This is a genomic window from Sphingomonas sanxanigenens DSM 19645 = NX02, from assembly GCF_000512205.2.
Taxonomy (GTDB): Bacteria; Pseudomonadota; Alphaproteobacteria; order Sphingomonadales; family Sphingomonadaceae; genus Sphingomonas_D; species Sphingomonas_D sanxanigenens.
On the sequence record NZ_CP006644.1, the window covers coordinates 2,370,243 to 2,392,838 of the forward strand.

13 protein-coding genes are annotated in these 22,596 nt (G+C 66.4%); 3 read left to right on the top strand and 10 right to left on the bottom strand.

Features of this window, described 5'->3' with window-relative positions; all coding sequences use genetic code 11:
• Positions 1-7: 7 nt before the first annotated feature.
• The 7 genes from NX02_RS10895 to NX02_RS10925 all read right to left on the bottom strand — a co-directional run bounded on the left by NX02_RS10895 (position 8) and on the right by NX02_RS10925 (position 11,279).
• The gene (locus NX02_RS10895; protein ID WP_025292228.1) at positions 8-1,714 is read right to left on the bottom strand and encodes a DUF885 domain-containing protein; all 1,707 of its coding nucleotides are present in this window, start codon (positions 1,712-1,714) and stop codon (positions 8-10) included.
• Positions 1,714-3,021 carry an NAD(P)/FAD-dependent oxidoreductase gene (locus tag NX02_RS10900; RefSeq protein WP_053000634.1) on the bottom strand — a complete coding sequence of 436 codons (1,308 nt, stop codon included), beginning with the start codon at positions 3,019-3,021 and terminating at the stop codon, positions 1,714-1,716. Before NX02_RS10900 ends, NX02_RS10895 begins: the two co-directional genes overlap by 1 nt.
• 14 nt (positions 3,022-3,035) lie before the next feature.
• Positions 3,036-3,935: a bile acid:sodium symporter family protein gene (locus tag NX02_RS30695; RefSeq protein ID WP_025292230.1), complete on the bottom strand. Its 900-nt coding sequence runs from the start codon at positions 3,933-3,935 to the stop codon at positions 3,036-3,038.
• Between the two features lie 12 nt (positions 3,936-3,947).
• Positions 3,948-4,427, bottom strand: coding sequence for a DUF3830 family protein (locus NX02_RS10910; RefSeq protein WP_025292231.1), 480 nt, complete (start codon positions 4,425-4,427; stop codon positions 3,948-3,950).
• Between the two features lie 9 nt (positions 4,428-4,436).
• On the bottom strand, positions 4,437-6,104 hold the full coding sequence (locus NX02_RS10915; protein ID WP_025292232.1) for a DUF885 family protein: 1,668 nt from the start codon (positions 6,102-6,104) through the stop codon (positions 4,437-4,439).
• Position 6,105: 1 nt separating this feature from the next.
• A complete protein-coding gene (locus NX02_RS10920) occupies positions 6,106-8,346 on the bottom strand; it encodes a S9 family peptidase (RefSeq protein WP_025292233.1) in 2,241 nt (746 codons plus the stop codon).
• Positions 8,347-8,417: 71 nt separating this feature from the next.
• Positions 8,418-11,279 (bottom strand): TonB-dependent receptor domain-containing protein, encoded by a 2,862-nt coding sequence (locus NX02_RS10925; protein ID WP_084717709.1) that lies wholly within the window; start codon positions 11,277-11,279, stop codon positions 8,418-8,420.
• Positions 11,280-11,562: 283 nt separating this feature from the next.
• Between NX02_RS10925 and NX02_RS10930 the strand changes: the two genes are divergently transcribed.
• A complete protein-coding gene (locus NX02_RS10930) occupies positions 11,563-13,251 on the top strand; it encodes a DUF885 family protein (protein ID WP_025292235.1) in 1,689 nt (562 codons plus the stop codon).
• A 41-nt stretch (positions 13,252-13,292) separates the two neighbouring features.
• On the opposite strand, the gene NX02_RS10935 is transcribed toward NX02_RS10930, so the two are convergent.
• The 3 genes from NX02_RS10935 to NX02_RS10945 all read right to left on the bottom strand — a co-directional run bounded on the left by NX02_RS10935 (position 13,293) and on the right by NX02_RS10945 (position 18,311).
• Positions 13,293-14,363, bottom strand: coding sequence for a cupin domain-containing protein (locus tag NX02_RS10935; protein ID WP_039997400.1), 1,071 nt, complete (start codon positions 14,361-14,363; stop codon positions 13,293-13,295).
• A 52-nt stretch (positions 14,364-14,415) separates the two neighbouring features.
• Positions 14,416-16,791 (bottom strand): TonB-dependent receptor, encoded by a 2,376-nt coding sequence (locus tag NX02_RS10940; RefSeq protein WP_025292237.1) that lies wholly within the window; start codon positions 16,789-16,791, stop codon positions 14,416-14,418.
• 227 nt (positions 16,792-17,018) lie between these two features.
• Positions 17,019-18,311 carry an NAD(P)/FAD-dependent oxidoreductase gene (locus tag NX02_RS10945; protein WP_084717715.1) on the bottom strand — a complete coding sequence of 431 codons (1,293 nt, stop codon included), beginning with the start codon at positions 18,309-18,311 and terminating at the stop codon, positions 17,019-17,021.
• Between the two features lie 300 nt (positions 18,312-18,611).
• Between NX02_RS10945 and NX02_RS10950 the strand changes: the two genes are divergently transcribed.
• Together NX02_RS10950 and NX02_RS10955 are read left to right on the top strand one after the other, a co-directional pair.
• Positions 18,612-20,912 carry a TonB-dependent receptor gene (locus tag NX02_RS10950; protein ID WP_025292239.1) on the top strand — a complete coding sequence of 767 codons (2,301 nt, stop codon included), beginning with the start codon at positions 18,612-18,614 and terminating at the stop codon, positions 20,910-20,912.
• 62 nt (positions 20,913-20,974) lie between these two features.
• Positions 20,975-22,540, top strand: a complete 1,566-nt coding sequence (locus NX02_RS10955; RefSeq protein ID WP_025292240.1) for an amidohydrolase family protein — start codon at positions 20,975-20,977, stop codon at positions 22,538-22,540.
• Positions 22,541-22,596 lie beyond the last annotated feature (56 nt).

The following is a 22,596-nucleotide window of genomic DNA, read 5'->3' on the forward strand; positions in this document are numbered from 1 at the left end:
CCCCGATCTAGCGCCGCGCGGCGATCCAGCCGTCCACCCGCCGTTCGAGAATGGAGAGCGGCAACTGTCCCTGTGCGAGGATCAGGTCGTGAAAGCCGCGGATGTCGAAGCGATCGCCCAGCGCCGCCTCCGCCCGCCGCCGCAGTTCGACGAGCTTGAGTTCGCCGACCTTGTAGGCGACCGCGCCGCCCGGTGCGCCGATATAGCGCGCCAGTTCGGTATCGATGTTGATGTCGGCCAGCGCCGTGTTGTCGACGAAGCAGGCGCGCGCCTGCGCATGGCTCCAGCCCATCGCGTGGATGCCCGTATCGACGACCATCCGGCACGCGCGCCACATCTCGTTGGAGAGCGCGCCGAATGCCTCATAGGGATCGCGATAGACGCCCATCTCATGCCCCAGCCGCTCGGTGTAGAGCGCCCAGCCCTCACGGAAGGCGAGCAGATCGCGCTGGCGCCGGAACGACGGCAGGTGGGGCTGTTCCTGCGTGATCGCGGCATGGGTGTGGTGGCCCGGTGCCGCCTCATGCAAGGTCAGCGCCGGCACCTCGTAAAGCGGGCGCTGGTCGAGGTGCGAGGTGTTGACGATGAACCGGCCCGGAAAGCCCTTACCGAAATCGCCGCCGCCCGAGCGCGCGGTGGTATAGCCTTCCTCCAGATCGGGCGGCACCGGCTCGATCGTGAAGGGCTGGCGCGGCAAGCTGCCGAACCAGCGCGGCAGCACGCCATCGATGCGCTTGGCCGCTGCGCTATACTTGTCGATCAGTTCCTCCCGGCTGCGCGCGTAGAAGCGCGGATCGGTGCGCAGGAAGCGCAACCATTCGGCGAAGCTGCCGGTGAAGCCGCTGGCGGCGATCACCCGCTCCATCTCGCCGCGGATACGCTTGACCTCGGCGAGCCCCATCGCGTGGATCTGCTCGGCGCTATCATCGGTCGTCGTGTAATAGCGCAGCAGGAAGTCGTAATAGGCGCGGCCGCCCGGCACCGCGGCAATGCCCAGCGCCTGCCGCGCGCGGGTGCGATAAGGCCCGTCGATATAGGCGAGCGCCCCGCGCTGCGCGGGCCGGATCTTGCGCTGCACCAGCACCTGCGCCTCGGCGCGGATCGCCGGATAGGCCGCAAGCGGCGCCAGCAGCGGATCCTCCGCCACCGGCCGCGCGACCTGGTTGCGCAGCACCGCCACCGCGACATCGACGACCAGCGCCGGCTGCGTCCAGCCGGTCGCGATGCCGCGCTCCAGATTGGCGCGTTGCGCGGCGAAATAGGAGGGCAGGCCGGCCAACCGCGCCGCCCAGGCGCGCGCCTGCGCCTCGTTCGCCGCCGTCACGCCCCGCGCGGTCTGGTAGGGCGTGTTGTAGAAGCCTTCGTGGGCGACGAAGGCGAAGCGCCGCTCGTCGAGATCGATGCCCTCGATCCGCCAGCCGATCAGGCGGCGCAACACGTCGCGATTGATCCGGTCTTCCGCGCCGAGCGTCGCGGCGTCGAGCGCGTCGAGCGCGGCGGCGATCCGCTGAAGCCCGTCCTTGCGACGGGCCATCGCCGCAGGGTCTTCCTGCGGCCAGCCTTCGCGGGCGTGCGACGGATCGGAACGGCCGGCTTCCATCGGATAGTCGGCAGAAAAGGCTTCGTAGCGCGCGATCAGGTCGGGCAGGTCCCCGGCCGAGGCAGGGGCCGCGACCAACGACGCCGCTGCGAGCAGGATGCGAAAGCGCCGCATCAGTTGGACAGATATGCCATCGACATCAGCATTTTCGGCACCAGTGTCGCTGCGGCGTGGAAACGGATCGGCCTCGGCGCGCGCATCGGCACCGACAGCGCGTCGCGGTCGCCCCGCGCCAGCATCGCCGCCATCTCAATGCCGATCGCGGTGTTCACGGTGATGCCGCGGCCATTGCATGCCTGGATCGCGAACGCATCGTCGCCCAGCTCATAGACCTCGGGCAGCAGCGACGGGTTGACCCAGGCCGTGCCCGGCCAGAGATAGGCGATGCGCGGATCGGGCATCGCCGCGAAATGCTGCTTCAGCCGCCGCTCCGCCTCGCGCAGCGCCGCTTTCTCGCCCCGCACGAGGAAGGATGCCCCGAAGGCGGAGATCAGGTGGCCCGAGCCATCGAGCCGGGCGGTAAAGAGGTAGGGCACCTTGTCGGTAAAGGCGCCGCCCATCGGCATGATTTCCTGCCGTTGCGCCGGCGAAAGCGGCGTGCTGGCGAACTGTATCACCTGCAGCGGCAATGCGGTGCGGCGCAGCGCCGGGTGCAGCGCGGCGTTACCGCCATTCGCCGCCAGCACCAGCCGCCGCGCGATCACCGTGCCCCCCGGCGTCTGCGCCCGCCACTGCCCTGCTGCGTGGGTCAGCGCGACGACCGGGCTGCCGGCGAACAGCCGCGCGCCCTGCCGGGCCGCGGCCCGCGCCAGCCCGCGCGCATAGGCGAGCGGGTTGAGCCGGCCGCCATCGCCAAAATACAGCGCGCCGCAATAGCGATCGGCGCCGAAGGTCGCGCGTGCCGCCTCCGCCTCGATGAAGCCCACGTCGTAGCCGCGCGAATGCCATTGATTGGCGTAGCGGCGCTGGTTCTCGGCCAACCCCTCGCTGTGCGCCGGCGTGTAGAACCCGTCCTGATGCGCGTCGCAATCGATCGCGTGGCGCTCGATCAGGCCGAACACGTCGCGCGCCGACCCGCCGATCATCTGCGTCAGCCGCGTCGCCGCCTGCCGGCCGAGCACCCGCCCCAGCGTCTCCGGCGTATGCCGGATGAAGTCCGGCGCGATGACGCCGCCGCTCTGGCCGCTGGCGCCATCGCCCACCTGCCCGGCTTCGAGCAGCACCGTGTCGATGCCGGCTTCGGCCAGATGCAGCGCGGTGGTGGTGCCGGCGATGCCACCACCGATTACGAGCGTATCGGCCTGCACCTCGCCCGCGAGCGGTGGCAGCGCCGGCCCGGCGGGTGCGGTTGCCAGCCACAGGGATGAACCCGCGGGCGGCGCGAGGAGGCTCGCGACGTCCGCTTCACGCGACACTTTCATCGATCGGTCTCTGATTATGCGGTTGCGGGTGCCGGCGCGGCCTCACGCCCCGTCCGCCGCGCGATCGCGACGAACGCCAGCACGAAGCACAGGGCCACCGGCGTGTTCATGATCATCGGCAGCGACATCTGGTTGTTGCCGACGATGGAGACGGCGATGAAGATCGCGGTACCTTCCTGGCGCATCAGATGCTCGACGCCGATCGCGATATTCTCGCGCCGGGTGAAGCCGGCGAAGCGCGTGATGGTCGTCACGACGACGACCATCGCGAGGTTCAGCGCAACGGTGATCCAGAACAGCGCGCCCAGATTCTCGCGCAGCACCGGCACCTGATCGAACAGGATCACGCCGAAGGAGGAAAAGAGCACGATCGTCGCCGCGTTCTTCACATAGCGCTTGGCCCAGATCGCGAAGTCGGGCCGCAGCGCGCGGATGACGAAGCCGGTCGCCGCCGGCAGCACCGTGATCGAGAAGATATCCCAGAAGAACGACGCCAGCGGCACCTTCACATCGGCTTCCAGCCCCATGAAGTGAAGCAGCGCGAAATGCGCGTAGAAGGGGATGACGATGATATAGATCATGCTCAGCAGCAGCGTCATCGACATGGACAGCGCGAGATCGCCCTTGGCCATGTCGGTGAACAGGTTGGAGAGCATGCCGCCAGGCGTCGTCGCGAGCAGCACGAAGCCCACCGCCAGCGCCGGCGTCGGCGCGACGGTGATCGCCAGCGTGATTCCGATCAGCGGCGGCACGACCAGCATCGAGCAGACGCCGAAGATCAAAGCGCGCTTGTTGCGGAAGACCTGCCCGAAATCATCGGCGGTCAGCGACAACCCCATCGCGGTCATGATCGCCACAAGCGATCCCGGCAGCAGCCAGTTGCCCAGCAACGACATCAGGTCGGCATAGGTCATCGCGAACCGTCCTCAGCCAAGTTCGATGGAGAAGGTGCAGGCACCGTTGCGCCGGATCGTGCGGCAATCCGCCTGCGCCTTGGCGAGATCCTCCGGCAGGATGCGCGCGCAGACATTCGCCTGGATCCACCCGAACGGCATCAGCAGGCGCCCGCCTGGCCCGTAGAATACGCCGATGTCGTAGAAATTGCCCGGCGGCAGCCCGCGCGTGCTGCCCGCGGCGAGATAGGCGAGCACGATATCGCCGGTATCGGGATAGGAGGTCGCGTTCTCGGCCGGGATCGCCGGCTGGTCCATGCCTTCGGGCAGCGCCGCCGACGGCATCGGCACCGAGATTTCGGGGCCGGTCCAGATCGCGTGCATCGCATCGAAGCGCGCGTTGCGCTCGGCCAGCGACCACAGGAAGTTGCAGGAGGCGGGCGCCGCCGCATCGAGCAGTTCGCACCGCGCGTCGAGCCCCGACCCGGGTTCGGTAAAACGAATGATACGCATCGATGCCACCTATTGCTCGGCCGTCATGGAGAGATATTCCTGCTTCAGCAGCGCGATCGGCACATTGCCGTTCTGCCAGAGATAATCGTGGAAACGCCGCAAATCGAATGCCTTGCCTTCGCGCACCCGCGCCTCGGCAAGAAATTCCAGCGTTTGCAGCTTGCCGATCTGATAGCTGATCGCCTGCCCCGGCGCGGCGGCGAAGAACACCGCTTCCTCCTCAGCGGTGGCGCGATCCATCGGCACCATCGCTTCCAGATAATCCGCTGCCTGCGCGATGGTGAACTGGCCGAGCGCCAGCTTCACATCGACCTCGACGCGCAGCGCGCGGAGGCGCGCGAAGTTGTAGACGATCTCGCGGCTGCGCGGCGAATCCGCCCACAGCCCGGCCTGCAGCATCATTTCCTCGGCGTAGAAGCCGGTGCCCTCGTTCGCCGCACTGTCATAATAATGTCGGCGCAGCCTGTTCGGGTTCGCCCAGCTCATCGCGAGCTGGAAATAGTGGCCGGGTACGCCCTCATGCACGATGATCGGGCGCGGATCGCGGGTGATCGAGAGGTTGAAATAGCCGAGCTTCGGTGACGGCTCCGGCAGATAGACCGTCGCATCCTGCCCCAGCCGCGACGGGCCGGTGAAGTCGAAGGTGCGCCCCAGCCAGCCGATCGGCGCGAGATAGGCGGGGAAGCCTCGTCCGCGATAATGGCCCGCCCAGTCCGAAATGGTCAGCAGGCGCTGGTCGGCGAGGAAGCGCCTGACCGCCAGTTCGTCGGCATCGAGCTTCCCGATGACTGCATCGAGCGAGGCGCCGATCGGCAGGTCAGGCACGCTCCGGTTGCGGTTGCGCTCGACCTCTTCGAACTGGACCGCACGGGTCCATTCCTGCCGACCCATCACGAGCAGTTGCTCCGGCGTGTAGGGATAGAGCGCGACTTCCCCCAGGAAATAGCGATAGCCCGCCTCCCCCACCGCGGTCTGTTCGGAGAGGCCGGCGCGGCGCGCGCGGAGATCATCGGCGAAGGCGGCGAACGCGGGGATCGCCTTCGCCACCGCTGCATCGAGCCGGCGGCGCTGGCCGGCATCGGCGAAGGGCTTGAGCCCCGCCGCCATGCCCGTCAGGCTTTCCGGCACCTGCGCGAGCTGCCCCAGCGCGACATCGACGAAGGGGCCGCGCATGTCGTCGAGGTTGGCCCGCCCCGCGGCAAGCGTCGCGGGCGCGGCCTCGAGCAGGCGGATCACGCCGTCGATACGGTCACGCGCCACCGGCGGTGGCGGCAGCAGCAGCTCGAAGATCGGGTTGAGTGCCTGCGCCACATAGAAATGCGGCTGCCGGCGCCACGCCGCGACCGCGTCCAGTTCCCAGTGAACGCGCGCGAAGGCGGAACCGAGCAGGCGGTAATCGACCGTTTCGGGCACGCTCCGCGGCGCACCGGCGAGCGCCTTCCACCGCGCCTCGAACGCGGCGAGCGCGGCGCGCTGCGCCTTGACCGCGGCGCGCGACCAATCCGGCACCCACGCCTTCGGCCGCTCGATGCGGGGGATGTCGTCGCTGCTGGCGGGCTGGGTCTTCGCGCGCCACGCCCAAAAATCGGCGCCGAGCGCCTGCACCGCCGGCTGCGCGGCGGCAGGTGCCGCCGCCAGCACGGTCGATGCGATCAGGATCAGCGCGCCGCGCAGCATATCACTTCCTGTTCTTCACGGTCCGGTCGAAGAATTCGACCATCTTCTTGAAGGCGAAGCGGGTCTGCACGATGCCCTCATTGTCCCAGCCATGATTGGCGCCGGGCAAGGTCACCAGCTCGAACATCTGCTGGTTGGCGATCATCTTCTCGGTGAGCGCCACCGTATCCGAATAGAGGACCACCGGATCGCGGGTGCCGTGGATCAGCATCAGCGGATCCTTGACGCCCTGCACCTGGTAGAGCGGCGACTGCGCCTCGTAGCGGCCCGGCATGTCCGGCCCATCGGGCGGCCCCATGATCCACATCTGCGACGGGTAGGCGTGCCACACATTGGTCGCCGGCGCGCCGGCGATGCCGGCGGCGTAGACATCCGACTTCTTGGCGAGCGACATGATCGTCATCAGCCCGCCATAGCTGGAGCCCCAGATGCCGACGCGGGCGGGATCGACATAGTTCTTCGCGACCAGGTAGCGGACGCCGCTTTCCAGATCGTTGATGTCCATCGTGCCGTAGCTGTGCCACTGCGCCTGGTTGTGTTCGCGCCCCTGCCCCCACGATCCGCGCAGGTTGACGTTGAGGACGATATAGCCCTGTGCGACGAAATACTGGTCCAGCCCCCAGGTCGGATGCGCGCGGCGGCCGCCCCACTGGTTCTGCACCGCATCCGAATAGACCGAGCCGACGATCAGCGGATAGCGCTTCGACGGATCATAGTTGGCGGGCAGGCTGACGCGGCCGATCAGCTTCTGGCCGTCGACATGGCTGGGAAACTCGACATAGCCGGTGTTGCTCCACGTCTGCGCGTAGAATTCCGGCTGCGGCGACCTGGTGACCTGCGTCGCGCGGCCCGGCTTCGCGGTGTCGATCATCGTCAGTTCGGGCGGCATCGTGTCGCTGCTGAACTGGCTGGCGACGTGGCGGAAGTCGGGCGACCAGACCGGCTGGTTGGTGCCCGCGGTTTCCGGCGAGATCCGCTGCACCGCGCCGCCCGCGACCGCCACGCGATAGAGCTGCCGCTCGGGAATATAGGATTTGTTGGCGACGAAATAGAGCTGGCGCTTCGCTGCATCGACCTCGAACGAGGCGATTTCCCATTCGCCGCTGGTGATCTGGCGCGGCGCGGCACCGGCGCTGCGCTGGTGATAGAGGTGCAGCCAGCCGTCGCGATCGGTGAGGATGATCAGGCCGTCGTCGCCCGGCGCCCAGGCGACCTGCCAGTCCGGCCGGATATGCTTCGGTTCGCGGAGCTGGTAGAAGGTCTCGCGCGTGCCGGAGGCCACATCGAACATGTAGATCGTGTGTTCCTTGGCCTCCATGTCGGAGCCGCTGACGAACAGCCTCTTGCCGTCGCGCGACAGGCCGTATCCCCAGATATGATGCTTGGCATCCGGCCGCTCGTAGAAGCGCGTCTCGCCCGAGGCGAGGCTGACGACGCCGATGCGCGCCCTGGTGGTCTCGTCGCCCGGGAAGGCGCGGATCACACGATTGTTCTGCAGCCCGCCCTTGGCATAGAAATAGATATCCCGCTCGGGCACCGCGCGGTCGTCCGCCTGCTCGAACGCGATCGCCTTGCCGTCGTCGCCCCACTGGAAGCTGTCGACATAGATCTTGGGATCGTCCTCGCCGGCGACGCGGCGGGCAACGTTGCCGCCTTTTGCAGCGACGTCGCGCACCCACAGCAGCCCGCCGAGGGTCACGCGGTTGCGCGTGTCGACCGGATTGCCCGAGACGAAGGCCAGCTTGCTGCCATCGGGCGAGACCGCGAGCTTGCGGATGGCCTGCTTGTCGGTCTCGACCGCGGTGACGGTGCCGTCCGCCTCGCGGATGTTGAGCGCGCCGCCGATAGTGAAGGCGACGCGGCCCTTGCCGAGGAACACCGCCTGCATCACGCCGGGGCGCTCTGCCTCGGGTTTGGCATCCTTGCCGAGGAAGGTCAGGCGCGTCTTCCGGCCGGTCTTGACCGAATAGGACCAGACGTCCCGGAAGCTGTAGCCTTCGTCGTTCCACAGGAACAGCAGTTCACCGCCATCGGCCGACCAGGCGAAATTTTCAGGCGTGGTGCCGATCAGCGACTTGAACCGGTAGAGCTCATCGAGGGAGAGGCTGGTGCCCGCAACCTGCGCGGTGCCCTTCGCCGGCTCGTGCGTCTGGGCGAAGACGGGCATCCCCGCCCCCAGGCCAGCGGCCATCAGCAGCGCCGCCGCCGAAACCCGGCAGCGGAAAAGGCGAGACTTGATCATCGTACCAGCACCCCAACCAGAACCTTTGCCGGTGGGGATGGCACCCTGCCACCCCCGCCGGCCCTTCGACCTTAGAACTTGGTCCGGAAGCCGACCGTGAACCGGCGGCCGATCGCGTCATAGGTCTCCCGCTCATACAGCTGGAACGGCGGATCCTCGTCCGTCAGATTGTCGACCGTGCCGAAGATGCTGAAATTCTCGGTCACGTTGAGATAGGCGGTGACGTCGAAATAATTCACCGTCCCGGTCTTGGGCACCGCGAGCAGCGGCGCCGAGGCGCCGTTGGCCTTCGCCGCGGCGATGCGGCCATCCTTGGCCGAACCGATGAAGCGATGACGCAGTGAGAGCTGGAACTCGTCGATGGTCCAGGTCAGGCGCTCGACGAAGCGCCAGTGCGGGTTGGCGCTGCCGCACGAACCGCCGCCGATATAGCCGGCGCAGTCGACCGGCGCCACCACCGGGCTGCTCTGCGTGGTGTTCTCGATCAGATAGCTGCCGGCGATGAAGTAGCTCAGCCGACCGAGATTGCCGATGTCGCTGGCATAATCGAGGCGGAAGTCGATGCCGGACGCCTTGATGCTCGCGATGTTCGCGTTGAGCAGCGACACGTCATAGAGCTGGCCGTCGGGCGTGCGATTGTCGAGCGGCGCGCAGAACGGATTGGCGAGCGACAGGTTCTGGGCGCAGGCCGTGATCGTCGGCTGCAGACCGCCGCCGAACACCGCGATCGCCCCGTCGATCTTGATGTTGTAATAATCGACGGTGAGCTGGAGCCCCGGAATGAACGCCGGACGCAGCACGCCGCCGACCGACCAGGTATCCGAGGTTTCTTCCTGCAGGTTCGGGTTGCCGCCGGTGATCGCGCGGATCTGCGTGTTTTCCTGCTGGAACACGTCGATCACGCTCGCCGGCACGCCGAGCTGGAGGCAAAAGTCGCGCTGCGCCGCGGTGCGCGACGGCAACGCGTTGCAGAAGTCGGTCGCCTGCGGCGCGGTGTTGGTCGCGCCCGAATAGAGCTCGATCACGTTCGGCGCACGCACGGCGCGCTGATAGAGACCGCGCAGCTTGAAGCCCTCGACCGGCGAATATTCGCCGCCGGCCTTCCACGACACCACCGAGCCGGCGGTCGAATAGTCCGATAAGCGGATGCCGCCTTCGAACGCCAGCAGGTTGACGAACGCCATGTCCGCGAGCAGCGGCACATAGACTTCGCCATAGACTTCCTTGACGTCGAAGCTGCCGCCGGTCGGCTGGATGCCGGCCGAACGCGACAGTGCCTTGCCGTCGATATAGAGCTGGTCGGGGCGGAAGTCCGAGCTTTCCTTGCGATATTCCGCACCCACCGAGATGCCGACATCGCCCGCCGGCAAGGTGAACAGCGTGCCGGTGAGCGTGCCGCCCGCCTGCTTCTGCTCGACCGTGGTGACGTTGGTGAGATCGGTATAGATATAGTCGATCATCTCCTGCGTCAGCGAACCGAAGCCGAACGGATTGATGGTGACGCAGCGCGGATCGGCGACGGCGCAATCATAGGGATTGCTGGGGTTGGTGACGAAGCTGTTCGCGAAATTGTCGATCAGCACGCCGCCGCCCTGCAGGTCGGTGATCTTGCTCTTGCCCTGGTTGTAGAAGACTTCCCACTTCAGCCGATCGGTCAGCTTGCCGCGCAGGCCGACCACGCCGCGATAGAATTCGCGGGTCTGGTCGCTGGTGCGGTTGCCACCTTCCACCAGACGGCGGTTGATGTTGAGCGTGACCAGATTGTTGCCGTCCGGATCGAGATTGGTGCTGAGGAAGTTGCGCAGCGACGGATCGAGATAGGGATTGCGCAGATCGAGCTGGAAGCCGGGAATGAAGCCCGAGCTCGACATCGGCACTGCGCCCAGGGTCGAGTTGATCTCGTTGTGGACATAGGCGCCTTCCCAGAAGGCGGTGATGTTCTCGGTCAGGTCGAAATGGCCCTGCAGCGAAGCCTGCCAGCGCTTCATCGGCATCTGCAGGTTGGTGAAGGGGCGATCGTTGAAGCCGTCGGCCGTCGTGTAGGCGCGCCAGCCCTCGGGCGCGAAGAAGATGCCGGCGGTGCCGATGCGGTTGCCGAACTGGTCGATCTTGCCGACCAGGTTCGGGGTGAAGATCGTGCCCTGCGGGGTCACGCCGTTGCCGCCGGGGACCAGCACGCCGACGCCGTTCTGCACGGCATCGACCAGATAGAGCGAGGCATGGTCGCGCGCGGCGCCCTTCACCTGGGCGCGGTCATAATAGCTGCCCGAGAAGGTGATGTTGCCGCGGCCACCGGCGAAGTTGGTGCCCGCGGTCAGTTCCAGGTTGTAGCGTTGCGAGTCCCCCTCGTCGCTGATCCCCATCTGGCCGCCGGCTTCGATGCCCTGGAAATCCTGCTTGGTCACGAAGTTGACGACGCCGGCCATCGCGTCAGAACCATAGACCGCCGAAGCGCCGCCGGTGACGACTTCGACGCGCTCGATCAGCGCGGTCGGGATCATGTTGAGGTCGACGACGCCGTCCTGGCTGGAGCCGACGATGCGGCGGCCGTTCTGCAGCACCAGCGTGCGGACGGTGCCGAGGTTGCGCAGGTTGACGGTGGCGGAACCATTGCCCGAGTTGGACTGGCCGCCGGCACCGGCGACCGCCTGCGGCAGCGCGTTGAGCAACTGCTCGGTCTCGATCGTCGCGGTGAGCTTGATTTCTTCCTGGCCGATCACGTTGACCGGGCTGTTGGAATCGACGTCCGGACGCGGAATGCGCGAGCCGGTGACGACGATCTCGCCACTCTCGGTCTGGCCGGATGCGATCTCGGCGATGTCGGTGGGCGCAGCATCCTGCGCGAAAGCGGTGCCGGTGACGAGCATCGCCACCATCGTCGCGGCGCTGCCCTTCAACGCCGCACGCACAACCATAGCCCTGTTGCTGATCATTCAATTTCTCCCCGAAATGCCTTCACCCCTGCGGCACTGCTCGTCGGACACGTCTTTGCGCATCCCGTTATTCGTGAACAGTTGCGTGATTTTGAGCATATCGATCCACCTTGGTCAACGCCTGTTCGTCGGAAAGGTGAGAACTGTCACTCTATCGACACATCTTCGACGCGTACCGCGCGCCGAATCGCGAAATTCGCTGCAGATGCTCGCGCCGCCGCGCTTGACCGACGAGAATGACCACCGCATCATAACCATATTCACGCGATTTACAGGGGATAGGATGATGCGAAATCAGGCTGTGATCGCAGCGTTGCTGGCCGGCGGCTTGGCCATCATGGCGGCGCCCGCCGTCGCCCAGACGACCACGACGACAGCCGAGGCGGGGCCGCCGCGCGGCACGCAGGATTATGGCGCGCTGGTCCGCCTGTTCACGACGTTCAACGCGTGGAAGGATCCGAAGCCGGTCGACGGCGTGGTCGATTACAGCCCGGCCACCGTCGACAAGCGCCGCGCCGAATTGCGCGCCTTCCAGGCCCGCCTGCCCGACTTCGCGGTGGCACGTTGGGACCGGCACCAGCAGGTCGATTATCTCGCGGTGCGCGCGCAGATGGACCAGCAGGATTTCATCCTCAACGTCACCAAGCCATGGGCGCGCGATCCAGGCATGTATGTCGATGAGCTGCAGCAGCTCGCCTATACCGAATTGCCGCTGGAACCGGCGAAACTGGCGCCGTTCCAGGCGCGGCTGCGGACGATCCCCGCCTATCTGGCGCAGGCGCGGATCAACCTCGACGCGGTCGCGGCCGACTATGCCGATCTCGCGATCCACAGCCTCTCCAACGGCGACGGCGTCGGCCACGGCATGCCCTATCGCGCGGTCGAGCCCGCCGGGCTGGTCGGCTGGTTCGCGGACCTGCGCGGCCGCGCCGAAAAGCAGCAGCCCGGGCTGGTCGCGGACATCGCCGCCGCGGAGACCGCGATCGCGTCTTTTCGCGACTGGCTGGTCGCGGGGCGGCCGAAGATGGTCGCGCGCGCCGGCGTCGGCCGCCCGGCCTACGACTGGTTCCTCACCAACGTGCGGCTGATGCCCTACAGTTCGGACGAGATCGTACTGCTCGCCGAGCGCGAGCTCGAGCGGCACTGGGCGAACTACACGACCGAGCGCCATCGCAACCGCAAGCTGCCCGAACTCGCGCTGCCCAGGTCGGGCGCCGAATATGAGGCGCAGCTTGCCGGCACCGATGCCAAGATCCGCAAATGGCTGGTCGACGAGGAGATCATCAGCGTCCCCGACTATATGCCCAGGACCTATCAGGAGATGGGCTATAACGCGCCGTGGATCGTGCGCCCCACCGGGCCGATGTTCTGGGAGCAGATCCAGTTCCGCGACGCCTCCCCCGATCATCTTCACGCGACCTTCCCGGGCCACCGCTTCGACGGGCTGGCCGGCGCGCGGGTCGACCATCCGATCCGGCGCTATGTCAGGGACAGCGGCCGCACCGAAGGCTGGGGCTTCTATCTGGAAGAGACGGCGCTGCAGCTCGGCCTGTTCGACGATCGCCCGCGCACGCGCGAGCTGATCTATATCTTCGGCCTGTTCCGCGCCGCGCGCACAATGGGCGACGTGAAGATGCAGCGCAACGAAATGACGGTCGATCAGGCGATGCGCTTCTGGAAGGAGTGGACGCCCTATCTCGACGACAATGTCGCCCGCACCGACGCCGGCATCTATATCCGCCGCCCGCCGGGCTATGGCATGACCTACACGATCGGGATGATGCAGCTTCAGAAGCTGATGATCGACCGCAAGCGCCAGTTGGGCGACGCCTTCTCGATCAGGGATTATCACGACTATCTGATGAACACCGGCCGCCTGCCGGTCTCTCTGCTGCGCTACGATCTCACTGGCCACGACGATGAGGTGAAGCGCTTCTGGGCGCATGTGCCACTGTCGGCGGTGAAGCGGTAACAGTGCCTGGTCCGGCGGGATCGCGCGATCCCGCCGGATGCTCAATAGTTGACGCCCGGATTGTCCCCCGGATGGATCAGACCGACGACATCCATCCCCTCCGGCGCGATGCATTCCAGCGAGTGGAGATGCTTGCGCGGGAAGAAGATCACGTCGCCGGGGCCGACCCGGGCGGCGCTGGTCTCGTTCCAGATGATGCCCTCGCCGGACATGATGATCAGCGCCTCCTCGTAGAGGTGGCGGTGCATTTCGGCGCGGGAGCGCGGGATGTGGCCGATGAACTGCGCGGCGGTGGTCGATCCGATGCGCTTGTCGACGAGCATCTGGAACCAGCGCGGCCCCATCGCCGTCCGCTCTTCCTCGTCGATCGAAACGACGCGGTCGGGCCAGGCCGCGTCGAACGCCGCGGGCATCTCCGCCAGTTCGATCAGCGCCTCGACCGCAGGGCAGGCGGAGACATAGGCGCGCAGCGGCGTGCCGGCGGCCAGGCGGAACGCCTCGCCGGCGCGGACATAGGCGCCGCAGGGCGCGGTCACCGCGAAGCTGCGGTCGCCGATCGCGATCGTGCCGTTGCCCGCCATGATCCAGAGGATGGTGTCGACACCCTCGGCGGCGAGGATCGGCGTCTCGCCGTCTTCGAGACGCAGATGGAATTGCGATTGGTGCTCGGCCCCCAGCGACGGCCCGACGATCGTACGCAACGCATAGCGCAGCGAGAGATCGGCCCCGTGCTCGGGCGAGACCGCGAAGCAGCGGCCGTCGACGCGCGAGACGCCCGTGGCATCAGCGCTGACGAGATCGGGCCGCGGCACGTCGGCGCCGTCGGTCGCGTCGCTATAGCCGCCGGGAAGATTGGAGTGCGCGCCGTCGCAGAAAGGCGCCGTGCTCGTATGCTTGCAGCCGCAGAACAACACTTCCTCGCCATCCGCCTGCGCGGTGTAGCGCACCGGCAGGAAGCCGGTGCCTTCGTGCGACCGGCCGTCGCAGAAGGGCTGGCGCTGCGATCGGCCGCAGGAGCACCACAGGTAGGAACGCCCGGCACGCAGCTCCGCATAATAGGGTTTGCGATGGGCAATCACCGGGCATTTGCCGGTGCAGGCATGGTCGGCCATGGTCATATTCCTGGCGGGAAGGAGCAACGCCCCTTCCCGCTGACGGTCCTTATCAGAAGCGCTTGGTCACCTCGAAGCCGATCGTCCGCGGACGATTGGTGATCTTGGTGGTCGGCACATTGGCGGCGGCGGCGAGGAACACATCGCCCTGCACGTCGAATACATTGTCGACGTAGAGCGCGAACCCCAGTTCGGACTCCGCGTTGTCGGCGCCGATGCGGGCGTTGACGATGCTGAAATCCTTCTGGGTGCGATAGGTAGCCGCGGTCGGGCGCAACTCGGTGCCGGCCTTGCCCTTGTAGCTGTAGTCGCCGCGGATCCAGCCGCTCCAGCCATCGACCGCGAGGTCCATCGTGTATTGCGCGGAGAAGTTGGCGGTCAGCGCCGGGATGCGCGGGATCTTGTCACCCTTGCGACCGGGAGCCGCGATGTCGCTGCTGATCTGGTCCTCGGTCAACTCGCGCTTGGGCAGCCAGTTGAGGCCGGTGGTGATCTGCAGGCTGTCGGTCGGGCGGCTTTGCAGTTCGAGCTCGATGCCTTCGATCCGCGCCGCGCCGGCATTGCCGATGAAGCCGAACGAGTTGGTCGGATCGCGGCCGGTTACCTGGATATTGCTCCAGTCGACGCGATAGGCAGCGGCGTTGAAGATCAGGCGGCGGTCGAGCCAGGTCGACTTGAAGCCAAGTTCATAGTTCCACAGCGAGTCCGACTCATAGCCATCGGGCACCGCGACCGCGGCGGACTGGTTGGTGCCGCCCAGGCGGAAGCCCTTGGAGGCCAGCGCATAGACGGTGATGTCCTCGGTCGGCTTGTACGAGACCTGCGCCTTGGGAATGAAGCGATCCTCGTTGACGCGGCGGTTGTACGGCGCCGGCAGGGTGCTGCCGAAGGTCGGGAACTGGAACAGGGTGGTGCCGACGTCATTCTGCTTGGCCTCGAACCAGCGCAGGCCGCCCATCACCTCGAAATTGTCGAACAGCTCCAGCGTGGCTTCGCCGAACACCGCCTTCTCCTTGATGCCGCGCGTGTTGACGCGGGCGAAGGCGCAGGGGTTGCAGTCCTCGATGCCGGCGCCGGGCGCGGTGGAGAAGCCGGTGGGCGGCGTCGAGGCGACGATCGGATACCCATCTTCATCGACGATCGGCGAATAGCTGCGGAAATCCGAATCCCGATCGCGGTAGAACACGCCCGCGACCCACTGGAACGCGCCGGTGCCGGTCGAGTTGAGGCGCGCCTCGAAGGTCTTCTGTTCGACGTTCTGGGTCTGGTCGGTCAGTTCGGGCACCAGATCCGGGCGGACGCAGGGGCGGCCGTTCGGGCAGGTCTCGCCCGCCGGGCCGACGCCAAGCGACCAGACGAAATTGTCGCGGTAGAACTGCAGGTTGCGCTTGTAGATCGAGCCGGTGACGGTGAGTTGCGCGAAACCGAGATCGCCATTGCCGGTCAGCGAGTAGATCTCCTGCCGGTCGGGGCGCGGCGAGCGGACATAGCTGCCCGAATTGAACTTGCCGGTTTCGAAATAGGCGAAACTGGGCACCGCGTCGTTCCAGCCCTGATCGTTGGAATCGCCGCGCTCGCGGAAGCTGTCGTACGGGCTGTATTCGCTGGCGCCATGCGTGTTGCGGCGCTGGTACCAGGCCATCGCATCGACCGACCAGCCCGGCGCCGGCTCCCAGCGCAGGATCGCACGGACGCCCGAGGTGGCGTCCGAGTTGATGTTCTTGTCGTTGAGGCGGACATTGTCGACATAGCCGGCGGTGCGGTCATGATAGCCGACGACGCGAAGGCCGAGCGTTCCCGCCACGATCGGCATGTTAACCATGCCATAGACGTTGTAGCCCTCGTCACCGCCCGTCACGATGTTGGCGCCCGCCTTCACCGAGCCCTCGACGTCGGTGAGGTTGGGCTTGTTGGTGATGAAGCGGATCGCGCCGGTCTGCGAGTTCGCGCCGAAGGTGGTGCTCTGCGGCCCCTTCAGCACCTCGACGCGCGACATGTCGTAAAGCTGGAGGTCGCCGATCTGCGAGCCTGAGTCACCGGTCGAACTCTGGATGCCCGGCACCGGCACTTCGTCATAATAGACGGCGACCTGTTCCTGGCCCGCCGACTGGATGCCGCGCAGCGTGTAGCGCTTCAGGCCCGGCCCCTGATCGGTGAAGGTCAGGCCCGGCACGCGATAGGCGAAATCCTGGAAGCCGGTGGCGCCGGTGCGCGCCAGCGTATCGCCGCTGATCGCGCTGATCGACGCCGGAATATCCTGCAGCCGTTCCTCGCCGCGCTTTCGGGCGGTGACGACGATATCGCCGTCGATCGAGGCGGCGGCAGGCGCCGCCTCTTCGCTCTGCGCCACTGCCGCTGCGGGCATGGTTGCCAGCGCGACCACCGCGAGCGAGGCATAGGACCAGAGCTGTGCGTTACGTCGTTGCATCGTGATTCCCCTTATGGCTTGGAACGTGCTTCCCCTGCGCGCCTTCGCATTCATATTCTTTTTCATATGTGTATGTTTGATTTAGGCTTGAAGCAAGTGAGGAATCACAGCGCGTAGCGGTGCGATGCACGGCGCCGCTGCAGCCCGCGGAAATCCTTTGTTACGGTAATGTTAAAGCCTGCGCGAGACCGTCGCGCGGGCTGGATTCTCTCGGCGGGGCGACGCGATCAGCGCACGAAGGCGCCGCGGATCTTTTTGGTGGCGAGCCCGGCGGCGAGGATGAGTCGCGGCAGGTGGCGCGCGATCAGGAAGCCGCTCACCCTCCGCGGCGGCTCCAGCGCGAGCAGCGGCTGCCCCGGCAAATGGCCGAGGCAGCGCGCGACCTCGCGGCCGATCAGCACATTGGTGGCTAGGCCGCGCCCGTTGCACGCCTGCACGGCGACCAGCCCCTCGGCAACGCGGACGAGGCGCGGCAGCAGATCGGTGTTCACCCAGGCGGTGCCCTGCCAGACATGGTCAAGCGCAAGCGGGCGGTGGATCGACAGCATCGTTGCCAGCCGCGCATTGACCCCGGCGGTCGCCGCCTCATGCGTCAGCCGGTCGGAAGCGGGAAAGGCGGTGACGAGCCGGTCGCCAGCAGCATAGCGGATCGAGAAGACGTCGGTCTCCAGATCGGTCATGCTCTCGCCACCGGGCAGGATGGCCGCGCGCATGTCCGCGGGCAGTTTTTCGGTGGCGACCTCGCACACCGGCAGCGGCAGCACAGATCCGCGCAATTCGGGGCGCAGCGCTGCATTGCCGCCATTTGCGGCGAGAATCACGGTGCGCGCGAGCACCTCGCCGCCGGCGGTGCGCAGCCGCCATGAGCCGGCGCGGCCTTCGACCGCGAGCACCGCGCTCTGCTCATGCAGCCGCGCGCCCGCCTGTTCGGCACGATCGGCCAGCCCGCGCGCGAGCAGCAGCGGATCGACCGCGCCGCCGCTGGCATCGTGGATCGCCGCGCGATAGCCCCGGCAGCCGGTCGCCTGCTCCACCTCGGTCGCATCCAGCAGGCGCAGGTCACTGCGCACCGCGCGCCATTCCTCGATCACCGCGCCCAGCCGTTGCGCTGCGCCCGGCCCTGCGGCCGGAGCGAGAAAGCCCGTGGGCCGCGCGTCGCACGCCAACCCTTCGCGATCGATCATGTCGAACAGATGCCGGCCGCTCTGCGCCACGAATCGCAGCAGTGCGGTGCCGCGATCCGGCCCCAGCCGCCGCACCACCTTCGCAGGCGTGGTGCGAACGAACTGCGGCGCGACCACCCCGGCGCTGGTGCCCGTGGCCCCCGCGCCGATGCGCGCGCCCTCCAGCAGCATAACATCGACTCCGGCACGCGCGAGGTGCAGAGCGGTCGAAAGGCCGGCGACACCGCCACCGACGATCGCGACATCCGCGCGCACCCCGCCCGCCAGCGCCGGCCGTGGTGGGGCCCCTGCCCCCGCCCCCCATATCGGCACACCATCCGCTGCGAGCCCGCTCATGCGCGGGCTGTCCTACGACCGAATCGGCGCGCCGCGTCCATGCGCCGAAGGTCGATCCTTCCGGCCATCCAATCGCGGTTATTACCCGCTCCACGCGAGGCATCGCCCAAGCGACGGCAAATATCCCTGTTCTTCAACGTTTTGAGACCCGCCCTGCCCGGTGACGATTCCATGACAAGCATCTTGCATTGTAATCCGATTGCACACAATATCGCATGCATATTCACATAAAAAGTATCGCAAGCGAGGAACGAACGGTCCCCGGCGCCGTGGCACGCCGGATGAAAAAGGGGTCCCGTGATGATGCTACCAGGAACGCGCGCTCATCTTTCGACCACGAGCCTGATCGGGCTGGCCATCCTGTCTCTTGCCGGCGCATCGCCGGCATCGGCGCAGACCGAGCCCGCCGCCGAAGACGCCGGCACCAACAGCGGCGACATCGTCGTCACCGCCGAGCGCCGCAGCCAGAACCTGCAGGACGTGCCGGCATCGATCACCGCCTTCGACGGCAATTCGCTGCGCGACCTTCGCGTCACCCAGGTGAGCGATCTGTCGCGGCTGACGCCCGGTCTCGCGGTGCGCGTCTCGGGCTCGACCTCCGATCCGCAATTCACCGTGCGCGGCATCGGCATGAACAATTCGGAGACCAACCAGAATCCGGCGGTCACCACTTATCTCGACGAGATCGCGCTGCCCTCCAACGCGATGCTCGGCGTCCAGCTGTTCGATCTCGAGCGGGTCGAGGTCCTCAAGGGGCCGCAGGGCACCTTCTACGGCCGCAATACCACCGGCGGCGCGGTCAATCTGATCACCAAGCGCCCGACGCGCGAACTGAGCGTCGATGCGCGTGTGGATGCCGGCTCGCTGGCGCTGCGCGAGATCGAGGTGGGCATCGGCGGCCCGATCACCAGCACTTTGTCCGCGCGCGTCGCCGCCAATTCCTACCAGCGCCATGGCTGGCAGGATCTGATCGTGAGCGGCCCGCGCCACGGCGATTTCGGCACGCGCAACGGCGACCTCGACCGGCAGGCGTTCCGCGCGTCGTTGCTGTGGGAGCCCGGCACGGTGTTCAACGCGCTACTGGTGGGCGATTATTCGACCACCAACGACGATGCGATGGCCTATCAGCACACCGGCAACCTGAAGAAGGATGGCAGCCGCACCTTCTGCGGCTATGTCGCCACCGGCATCCGCGACGAGGCGAATTGCGGATCCTATGCGATCCCGCGCACCGGCCCCGGCGGCACTCCCGTCTCCGGCGTGCAGATCTTCTCGGACCTGCAGGACGATCCTCGCACCGCTTATGCCAGCTTCGTCTACGGCAACCAGAACGATGTCGATACCGGCGGCGTCTCGCTGAAAATGAACGCCGATTTCGGCCCGGTCATCCTCACCTCGGTCACCGGCTACCGCAAATACAAGCGGATCAGCACCGCCGATGACGGCTCCCCCTATGTGCTGAGCGACAATTATCGCGACCAGCGCATGAGCGTGTTCCAGCAGGAATTGCGCGCGGGATCGGGCGAAGGCTGGGGCGCGCTGAGCTGGATCGCTGGCATGTATTATACCCGCGACACCAATGATGATTTCGTGCTGTTCGACCAGAGCGACCAGTTCGCCTATTCGGCCGAGTTCGTTTCCACCTATCGTCAGGTGACCGAGTCATTGGCTGCCTTCGCGCAGGTCGATTATGCGCTGACGGACCAACTCACCTTGACCGCCGGCGGGCGCTATACCGGCGAGCGCAAAGAGTTTTCCTATGACGGCTCGGTGATCGGATCGGGCGCCTTCCCGGTGCCTGTGCAGGGCTACGACAACCATATCAACGCCGATCGCGGCACGTGGCGCGTCTCGCTGAAATATGAGCCCAGCGCCGATCTCAACCTCTATGCGAACGTCAGTACCGGATTCAAGGGCGGCGGCTTTCCCGGCACGATCGCCTTCTCGGTGGGCCAGCTCACCCCGTTCGCGCCGGAGACGATCACCGCCTATGAAGGCGGCGTGAAAGCGGCGCTGTTCGATCGCACGGTGCGCCTCAACACCGCCTTCTATTATTATGACTGGAAGGATTTCCAGGCGACCACGCAGGTCAATGTCTCGGGCGTGCCGCTGGTCATCCTCGGCACCGCCGGCGATGCCCGCATCTATGGCGTGGAAGGGGATATCAGCTGGTATCCGGTGCCCTCGCTGATGCTGCGCGGCGGCTTCAACTGGAACGACGCGAAGATCAAGAACGGCCGCTACGACGGCCAGATCCCGCCCAACACGCCGGATATCTCGGCCACCGGCTTCGCCCGCTGGGAACCGAAAAACCTGTTCGGTGCGCTGACCCCCTATGCGCAGGCGGACGTCAGCTACACCAGCGCCACCTTCGTCGCGCTCGCCAATGCGCCGACGGTGAAGGAGCCCAAGGCCTTCTTCGCCAACGCCCGCATCGGCCTGAAGCATGACAATGGCATCGAGATCGCCGGCTGGGTGCGCAACCTGACCGACAAGCTCTACCGCACCTCGATCCTCGGCTCGGGCTCCGCCTCGCTGCCGGCGCGCGCCACCTTCAACGATCCGCGCACGTGGGGCGTCAGCCTCGGCTACCACTTCTAGAAAAATTCGACCTCAATGCCCGGGGCGCCGCGGCGCTCCGGGTCCAGTCGGGAGAGATATCCATGGCCCTTCGCACCAGCCTTATCCGTTCCGTCGCGCTCGCCGGCGCGGCGCTGTTCACCGCCACCGCCGCCACAGCGCAGGCCCCCTCCGGCCCCGCCGCCGCCGAACAGCCGCCCAAGGCGTGGTTCGGCCCGCAGGCCGCCCCCTACAAGGTGGAAACGCCGATCGCGTTGATCCACGGCCTGCTGATCGACGCCACCGGCGCACCGGCCAAGCCCGGCCACACGGTGCTGATCGACGGCGGCAAGATCGAGGCGGTGGGCCCGGACGGGTCGATCCCGATCCCGTCGGACGCGCGCGTGTTCGACGCCAGCGGCATGACGATCATGCCCGGGCTGATCAATTCCAACCAGCACATCCAGTTGAACCCGCTCTTCCCCGCGCCCGTCGCCGACCTGCCGATTGCGGATCTGCGCGCGCGCTGGGAAGCCAATTTCGCGAACATGCCGCGCAAGGCCTTCGTCTATCTGATGCAGGGCATCACGACGATGCGGCAGACCAGCGGCCCCTACAAGCGCGAGCTGCCGGTAAAGCAGCAGATCGATTCCGGCCAGATCCCCGGTCCGCGGATCATGCTGGGCGGTGCGCTGATCATGAGCCGCCAGCATTTCCAGCAATATACCGATAAGAACCGCACGCCCGCCGAGGCGCTGGACTGGCTGGAGAACGACTTCGCCTATTTCGTGGTCGACGATATCGACAGGGATCTCGCCAAGATTTCGGGGCCAGAATTCAATTACTGGAAGCTCTACCTCGGCGACGAGGTGTTCGACGGCAAGAACGACTTCACCGACGACCAACTGCGCAAGATCATCGCCAAGGGCCATGCGCTCGGCAAGAAGATCGACGTTCACGCCAACAGCACGCCGGACGGTTTCGCCCGCCTGCTCAAGTTCGACATCGACACGCTGGAGCACCCGTTCGAGACCGACTTCCTCCTCGACGAGAAGACCATCGCCGGCTTCGCGAAGAAGGGCGTGATCGCCGATACGCTGCTGCGCGTGCGGGTGACGGCGGCGGAGCACCAGATGGATCCCAACCGCTTCAATACCACCGACTATATCATGTCGTCGACGCCCGAAGAATATCGCATCATCATGAACTATCGGGACAAGATGCTCTACAACAAGCGCAATCCCGATCATCGCGGCCTCGCCTTCTATGAGAAGCGCGCGTCCAACAGCGACATGTTCGGCCAGTCCGGCCCCTCGTTCAACGACCAGATGAAGGGGCGCGACACCGCGCGCGAGAACATGCGCCGCTTCATCAAGGCCGGCGTCAAATTCTCGATGGGGACGGACAGCACCTCCTTCCTCAACTTCCAGCAGGACGACCCCAACGCCACCGAGATGGCCTATATGGTCGAACTGGGGATGACGCCGATGGACTCGATCATCGCATCCACCCGCAACGGCGCCGAGATGCTCGGCATGTCGGCTTCGCTCGGCACCGTCGAGGCCGGCAAGATCGCCGACGTCATCGTCGTCGCCGGCAATCCGCTGGAGGATATCGGCGTGATGAAGAATGTCGCGGTCGTCATCAAGGACGGTATCCGCTTCAAATAGTCCCTCCCGCACGACGGGTCGCAACGCCTGCCGTCCATCCGGCTTCCGGACAGGCG